Here is a 7,998-nt window from a genome sequence, read left to right as displayed (position 1 = left end):
GAGTGGATCACGGTTGAGGATGAAGCAATAGAAGTTCTCAGTATTGATGATGAGTCAGCAGAGGTGCGGGTCAGCTTCGATCTGGCAGCGAAGCTCAACGACAAAGCGGTGCAGTCCTCGGCCATGAAAGGTACTTTTAGCTTCCAGTATATCAACAACCGATGGTTGGTTGAGCAGGTAACATTTGAATAATAAATGACACTCGCCAAAGCTTCAATTATCGACTAATTCAGCGATTCAATACTATGTCTCAAGCCACCAAACTTTCAGCCAGCGCCCTCAAATACTACTTCGAGCAGGAGGAAGTTGCCAAACCGAGGGGAAAGACTCTGATTGTACAAGGCACACCTGGTGTTTGGCTCGAGTTCTTGGAATGTGACACGCCTGATGTCCTTTGCTACCTCGCTAATGAGAACGCACAATGGCAGCAAGCTGGAGTCGCTCCCCAGCAAGACTTCGATGAGAAGTACGACCTGATCGTTCACTTTGCCACGAAGTTTGCGACCGAGAATCTAACATCACTTGGCAAGTTCAGCCAACAACTCAATCCGAATGGTCGCTGGATTTCAGTGGTGCCAAATAAGATGGGTGCGTCTCGCTTAAAGAAGGACATAAAGAAGCTCTTCAATGAGGTGGAAACATGCAGCAAATCTAAGTGCCGTATTTTCGACACCAGCTCCGCGGTTGATGTGCCACTCGCTCGCAAGTGGGCTAGCCTTGGTAAAACGAAAGCAATCAAGGACACTGATTTCCTCACTGTTCCAGGAATATTTTCCGCTGAGAAGATCGACAAAGGCTCACTATTGCTCGCTGAAATTCTTAAGAAAGAATCCTTTTATGGAACTGGCGCCGACCTAGGTGCTGCCTATGGATTTCTGAGTAAGGCTGTACTGGACACACCTCGTCACAGAATCCGTGAAGTAGTTCTCTACGAACTCGATAAACGAGCGCTCGACTGCGCCAAACTAAATCTAGATGACCACGACAAAGCGCTCTTCCAATGGTGCGATGTTACTGCCGGAACCTACCACGAACGCAAGTTCGACTGGGTAGTGATGAACCCTCCCTTCCACGAAGCTCAGGATCAAAGCTTTGAGTTAGGTAAGACATTCATCCGAGAAGCTGCCCGCATCCTAAAGCCAGGTGGCGGCCTCTATTTGGTGGCAAATCTCCACCTGCCGTATGAAGAACTTATTCGCCACGAATTTAGATCACAGAAATTGCTAGGCGAAGAGAATGGCTTTAAGTGCATCTTCGCGAGAGCTTAGTTTTTTTAGCGAATGCTGCTAACCCACCAAACACAGAACTCATCTGAGAGCCTCCACTAGACTCCTACAGTGAGAGTTAGGGATATCCCAACCCTCAGTATTACGCTACAATTTCAACAGCGCAGAATTTGTAGCTTGGTTGGCGTGAATGAGGATCAAAAGATGCCTGAGTCAGTTGGTTTGCCTTAGCGTAGTGCATAGGCATGAATAATTGGCCAGGAGAAACACTGGGAGTGATGCTGGCTGTTACTTCGATGGTTGCTCGTCTCGACTTCACTGTGATCAGGCTGTTAGGAGCTATATTGAGGCGTTTAGCGTCATCTGGATGAATTTCGATATAGATCGTTGAGGGACACAGTTTACGGAGAATTGCAGACTTTTTGGTTCGTGTTTCGGTGTGCCATTGAGCAGAGGTTCCTCGGCCTGTGAGTAGCACGAATGGGTACTCCTTAGAAGTTGGTTCCGCTACTTCTCTTGGGGTATCAAAGATGAACTTAGCTTTGGTGTCAGCATGGTAGAATTCTCCATCACTAAAGAGTCTTCTTTGATTGTCTCTTGTTAGACCTGCTACATCGCTAGATCTACATGGCCACTGGATACCGCCTAAATCATCGACCATGCAGTAGCCATTAACTCCTGAAAAATCACAGGGCTGGTCTCGACTCAACTCCGTAAGCAAGTTGAATGCGGCTTCGGGTGAACTCCATTTGTTGAACATGTCGCTACACCCCCAATAATGGGAAACGAGTTTGAAAATATTGAAATCTGACAATGCTTCTCCTGGAGCCTGAGCCACCTTTTTGACTAAGCCAATACGCCGCTCAGAGTTGATAAAGACGCCATCCTTCTCAGCCCATCCCGCTGCTGGTAAAATGAGGTCTGCTTGCTGGGCGGTTTCGGTGGTGGAGTACATGTCCTGCACAACTAGGTAATCCAGCTTCTCCATTGCTTCCTTGTACCGTTCTTGATGAATCCATGAATGTGAACCATTGGTAGCAAGTACCCAAAGACCTTTGATTTTTCCAGCGTGAATGGCTTCTACAATCTGATCGTAGGCCATGCCTAATTCAGTTGGGATGCGCTCTTCATCTATTCCTAGAATTTTGGCGACCTTTGCTCGATGTTCTGGATTTGCAAAATCATGACCACCTAACATGTTGGTGGTATTGGAGAAGAGTCTTGAACCCATTGCATTGCACTGTCCTGTGATAGAGTTAGCACCAGTTCCGGGACGGCCAATATTCCCAGTCATCAATGCTAGATTGATAATAGCTTGGGCTGTGCGCACTCCTTCGTGACTTTGATTGACTCCCATCGTCCACCAGAATGAAACACGCTCACCGCGGTGGATGGTCTCCGCCAGCTTCTGCATTTGCTCCGAAGTGATACCACTATGTTGCTCTACCTGATCATCGGTGAATGTTTGTGCATGGCGAACAAATGCATCATAGTCATTGGTGTGCCCAGAGATCCATTTCTCATCGACCCAACCATTCTCAATCAACACTCGGGCGAGTCCGTAGAGGAAGTAGAGGTCAGATTTCGGTAAAATCGGATAATGTTGGGTGGCCGCCACCGCCGTTTCTGTCTTGCGTGGGTCGACAACAATAATCTCAGGATTGTGCTTATTCCGCTCGATGCGTTGCCACATGATAGGATGGGCAATACAAAGGTTAGAACCGATAAGGACAATCACATCTGACTCCTCAAAATCTTGGTAGGTGTAGGGTGGTGCATCAAAGCCGAAGCTTTGCTTGTAAGCCACTACAGAAGTAGCCATGCATTGGCGGGTATTGCCATCGCCGTGACGGATCCCCATACCAAACTTTGCAAGCGCACCAAGAAACGCCATCTCCTCGGTGACTATCTGACCAGTGCTAATAAAGGCAACTGAATCATCTCCATGTTCTTGTTGAATTTTCTTAAAATTAGAACTGAATGACTTCATTGCTGAATCCCAACTCACGGGCTCTAACTCCCCTCCTCGCTGCTTGCGGTTCATGGGCCTGGTTAAACGATCGCTAGTGACAAGCGGCGTAAGTGCCTCCCACCCCTTCGGGCATGCCATGCCCAGATTGACTGGGTAATCAGTCGATGGGGTGAGAGAAATAGCCTTGCCTTCTTTGAGGTGGATATTCAGTCCACAACCCGTCGAACAAAAACCACATACCACATTGGTGGTAGCATCTGGTTCATATCTTTCAGGGACTTGACCTAAGCCAAACTTTCCGGGCGTGCGTAGTAATTCAGATGTCTTAGGCCCGTGCCATTGGTGAAGTGGTGGGATGACTTTTTCTAATGCTTTAGGAAGTTTTACCATGGGATCTAATGTGACGGTTGATTAAGTTCGCCAGGCATCTTGAGAGTGACCACAGCCTGGAAGAAAATGCAACGTTCGAGCCATTCACCTAGCAGCACTATAGGTAGAACCAACAATGCCACTGGAGGAAGGAAGAGTGAAGCTAAGCCACACATGAGAGCAGCAGCGAAACTAGACCAGCGCAGGGTAAGAATTGATCTTAGTGATCGTAGTTGAATCAGGGCGCTCTTCTTAGCAAAGCTCCATTCTTTATTTCTCGCTGGAGCTAACAAGGAGGCTTCTACAAAAATTTTGAAGAGTAAAGTAACTAAGAATACTATCCCAGTAATTGCTGTTACATCTCCTTTAACCAAACCTTCCGTAAATAGCAATACTGAGAAGCCGCCAAGAAGCATTGACCCAAAAAACCTGCCAGCAGTGCGCTTCATCGTCCAGAAGTCACGTTGAGTATCGACGTAGACCATTACTGAGCAATAAACACTGAGAAGACCCAGAACTACTGCTATCACAGCACACGCACTAAGAGCTAATGGGGGGATTTCTTTTGGAAAAAAACTAGGGAGGAATGCGTTATATACTGGGTACCACACAAGACCGGAGTAAAGGACTAAGACTGGCATCCATGCACCGAAGATGACGATCTCGCGACTGAGCCATGAGGTTTTGAGTCCTAGAAAGACCCGCCAAGCACCCCTCGGACTACCTATGTGAAGTAAGCTGGCTACGAGCCCAATATTACCTAAAATCAGAGCGATAGCCGTTAGTGCATAAGTGAGGAATTCAAAATGTGATGGAACCAACAACCTACCCATTCCATCAACTAAAGAAATACCAACAGCCACTTGAGTAAGCATCAACATCCATACTAAAGGTGAGTGTCTGTGTGCAGGAGTGAGATCCATTTTATCAGCAGATTCCATGCTTGATGTTAGTTTCCGTTTCGATCTGAAATTCGTTGTTGGCAGTGTGTAATCCGAACGGAAAGCTCCAGCGACCATACTCCCCCCTTGTATTGCTTCCGTTTTCTTCTCCTCGATATTAATCAACTGGATGGAGATCGCTCCATTCGGGCAGGACTGGACACAGGCTGGAGCCTCACCTTCCGCTAGACGATCGTGGCACATGTCGCATTTTCTGACAATACCAAGGCCCGTATCATACTTGGGCACGTCATATGGGCATTTTAAAGAGCAGTACTGGCAGCCAATACATTGGTCATCTAGGTGGCGCACAATTCCTGTTTCAGGCATCTTCTCATAGGCTCCTACAGGGCAACCACTCAGACAGGCTGGGTCAAGACAATGGTGACACGCCGAAGTGACTGTTTGCTGTTCGGCAACTCCCTCCGCAACTCCGCGTATGGATCCGATATCGCGCCACGATTCGTTATCTTTCAAACCATTGAGACTATGACAAGCGACAACACAGGCTTTGCAGCCAGTGCATTTATCCATGTCGACTTCAAAGCCATATTGCTCTCCTGTCGAAGGCTTGCGAATCGGTATGAGATCTTGATAATGTTTTGACTGAATAGGACTCGTCGCATTTTCGTGCTGCTGACTAAAGCGCTCCACTGCTGTGAGTGTGTGCTGCTCCGTTAACAACTGGTCAATGAGTGTGATATCTCCCTTGTTCTCATGCAGATCAGATATCACTGACGTATCGACGCGATCTCCTTCTCGCACCCTTTTGCTCATCTCAGTCATACACATGATTCAGCACGATGCGTGCCACCCAAGAAGCCAATCAATGAATCGTGTCTGATGCTACAGATGAATCCATTTCATAACACTACCTAAAGAATAACTGCAGCAATACGATCACGAATAGTACTCCAGAAACGATCTTCCAGAAACGTAGCGGGTCACGCTCCATTAGCGGCATGTGTTTTGACTCGATATAGAGCGGATTAGGCTCCTTTAGATCGGCTACAAATTCGCTCATGCTCGTGTACCTAGAGTCAGCATGGATACTCAAAGCCTTGCGCAGAGCTCCATCTACCCAGACTGGCACCATAGGTTTGTGCTTGAAAGCTGGGATGTAGATTAACTCACTAAAGTCATTGTAAGTGCTAGCTTTTGTCCACTTATCACCGTAGGGGCACTTGCCGCCAGTTAGTAGGTGGTAGGCAATCATGGCTATTGAAAATTGATCAGATTTGACTCCGATCGAAGACGGTATTTCAAGTCGATATTCTGGCGCAGAGAAATCAATCGTTCCGAGCGCTGTAGGCTGTTCAACCCCGATATTTTTTCCGTGTAGGCTCTCGATGCGGCACGAGCCGTAGTCAATCACGACCGGCCGTAGACCGTCAGCAAACATGATATTATCGAGCTTTAGGTCTTGGTGGATTGTTTCTTTACGATGGAGAGCACGCACTCCTGAAACCACTTGTTCGATTACTCGAACCACCTTCAAGGTATCCACGTCTTCCTTGTGACCATCCATCCATTGAGCCAAAGTCTCCCCTTTTACTTCCTCCATCAAATAATAGAGGAATGTGGCTTTCTGAGGACGCTCAATCAACTTTATCAAATTCTTATGATCCACCCGACGCCCAATCCATTCTTCGGCGACGAAGCGTTCAATGTATGCTGGATCATCAATGTAGTTTGGTGACGGGGTTTTCATAACGAAACCCTCATGGGTAGTAGTATCTCGCACCCTATAGAGTTGGCTCCTAGGGCTCTCAATTAAAATTTCTTCCACTTCCAAGCCATCCATTGTCATCCCTGGATAAAGTAAGGGAGGGAATGGTCGCTCGCGCAAGAAGCGCTGAATTTCATCATGATTAGCCTTTGGTAGTTCATCTACCCGCACTAACAAACAAGTCACGTTATCAGTACTTCCAGCGGCAAGCGCGGCATCCACAATAGCTCTCGCAACCTCATCTAGGGAATCCTGTCCATCTACAAATTGCCCTAGCATGTCGTCCCTCAACCATTCATGAACTCCATCGGTGCTCATGAGAAAGGTGTCACCTACTTCAACGCTAAGCTCCTTGAAGTCCACCTTAGGGTTCAGGTTTAAGCCCATTGCTCGGCTTAAGTAGTTTGTGTTTTTGGAGATTAGCGTACTGTGGTCGTTGGTCAATTGCTCTATAATTCCAGCACGAATACGGTAGACTCTCGAGTCTCCAATATGAAAAATGTGCGCAGTATTGGAAGACAGCACAATCGAACTATGCGTAGATAAATAGCCCTTCTCATTAGCTAAACCCTCACTATGACCCTGGCTATAAAGCCAGCGATTGAGAGCCGTAAGCACCCGCTGGCCCGAGGTCTTCACTGACCATGAATCCGGAGTACTATAATAGTCAGATAGAAAACTTTGGACACACATCCTAGCCGCCACACCGCCACCGCTCGCTGCGCTCACTCCATCAGCAATGACCGCAGCGATCCCCTTAGTGTAAAGTGAGGCCAGATCAGGCACATGCACCCCAGTGCAGTCTTCATTTTGATCCTTTTGTCCAGCACTGGAGCATTGGCCAACTGAGATTTTGAGCGCTACCTCAGTTAGAGATGTAGGGGACATATGTATGTTTAGGGGGTTCCAAAGTAAGTACTACGCCTTAGGAGACTTCGATTAACTCTACAGAACCATCAGGCATCACTTCTGCTGTATGACCAGTAGGTTCTTCGAGAAAGTAGGTAGCTATAAAGCCGATGGAACTCGATGCCGCAATTACCATGAAGAAGGTAGATGCATCAACAAAGGAGAATATCGTTAGAAATACCACAGCGCCGACATTTCCATAAGCTCCAGCCATTCCAGCAATTTGTCCAGTCATTCTACGTTGAACTAGTGGTACCATAGCAAACACAGCTCCTTCACCAGACTGAACAAAGAACGAACAACACATTGTCGCTATAACAGCTAGTGGGATGGCCCATGAACTGTCTATCTGGCTCATCAATGAGTAGCCTAGTGCCAGGCCAACCATGAAGATCATCATCGACTTGCGGCGACCAAATTTATCAGAAATAAGTCCGCCAGCTGGGCGAGCAATCAAGTTCATGAATGCAAAACCAGACGCAAGCAGGCCTGCGGTGACTGGAGATAAACTGAATGTCTCCATGAAGAAAAATGGCAACATTGAAACGACGGCAAGTTCTGAGCCAAAGGTCACGAAATAGTTGAGGTCTAGAATAGCAACCTGCTTAAACTTATACCGAAATATTTCTGGAACATCGCCTTCTTTGAGCATCGTCTTATTCACACGGTAAATCTGACTCACCTGAAATGTGAAGAGTCCTACCAATCCTGCATAGATAAGGTAGACGGCTGACTGGCTTAGAAGGTTTATATTAGTTGGAGATAGCTTCCAAGCGAGGACAGCAAGCGCGGCGTACATCGGAATCGTCATCACTATGAGAAAATAGAAATCCCGTCGAGTACTGACCTCCA

At 47.2% G+C, this 7,998-nt stretch carries 6 protein-coding genes; 2 read left to right on the top strand and 4 right to left on the bottom strand.

The features are described 5' to 3' along the window. Positions 1 to 192: hypothetical protein (locus tag ABGY95_RS00795; RefSeq protein ID WP_347439774.1), on the top strand; the 192-nt coding region annotated here is incomplete at its 5' end. Positions 193 to 245: 53 nt separating this feature from the next. Beyond that, the gene (locus ABGY95_RS00790; protein WP_347439773.1) at positions 246 to 1,268 is read left to right on the top strand and encodes a methyltransferase; all 1,023 of its coding nucleotides are present in this window, start codon (positions 246 to 248) and stop codon (positions 1,266 to 1,268) included. 100 nt (positions 1,269 to 1,368) lie between these two features. Here ABGY95_RS00790 and ABGY95_RS00785 read toward each other — a convergent pair whose 3' ends face one another. From ABGY95_RS00785 to ABGY95_RS00770, 4 genes are all read right to left on the bottom strand, one after another. After that, positions 1,369 to 3,588 carry a nitrate reductase gene (locus tag ABGY95_RS00785; RefSeq protein ID WP_347439772.1) on the bottom strand — a complete coding sequence of 740 codons (2,220 nt, stop codon included), beginning with the start codon at positions 3,586 to 3,588 and terminating at the stop codon, positions 1,369 to 1,371. Positions 3,589 to 3,593: 5 nt separating this feature from the next. Further along, positions 3,594 to 5,294 carry a DmsC/YnfH family molybdoenzyme membrane anchor subunit gene (locus ABGY95_RS00780; RefSeq protein WP_347439771.1) on the bottom strand — a complete coding sequence of 567 codons (1,701 nt, stop codon included), beginning with the start codon at positions 5,292 to 5,294 and terminating at the stop codon, positions 3,594 to 3,596. A gap of 85 nt (positions 5,295 to 5,379) precedes the next feature. Beyond that, positions 5,380 to 7,125 (bottom strand): protein phosphatase 2C domain-containing protein, encoded by a 1,746-nt coding sequence (locus ABGY95_RS00775; protein WP_347439770.1) that lies wholly within the window; start codon positions 7,123 to 7,125, stop codon positions 5,380 to 5,382. A 37-nt stretch (positions 7,126 to 7,162) separates the two neighbouring features. Beyond that, positions 7,163 to 7,998, bottom strand: an 836-nt coding sequence (locus tag ABGY95_RS00770) for an MFS transporter (protein ID WP_347439769.1), incomplete at its 5' end; no start/stop codon positions are given.

It is taken from the genome of Rubritalea sp. (assembly GCF_039830215.1).
GTDB lineage: Bacteria > Verrucomicrobiota > Verrucomicrobiia > Verrucomicrobiales > Akkermansiaceae > Rubritalea.
Note: the sequence above shows the minus strand (reverse complement) of the source record. Positions and strands in the feature narration are given on the sequence as shown.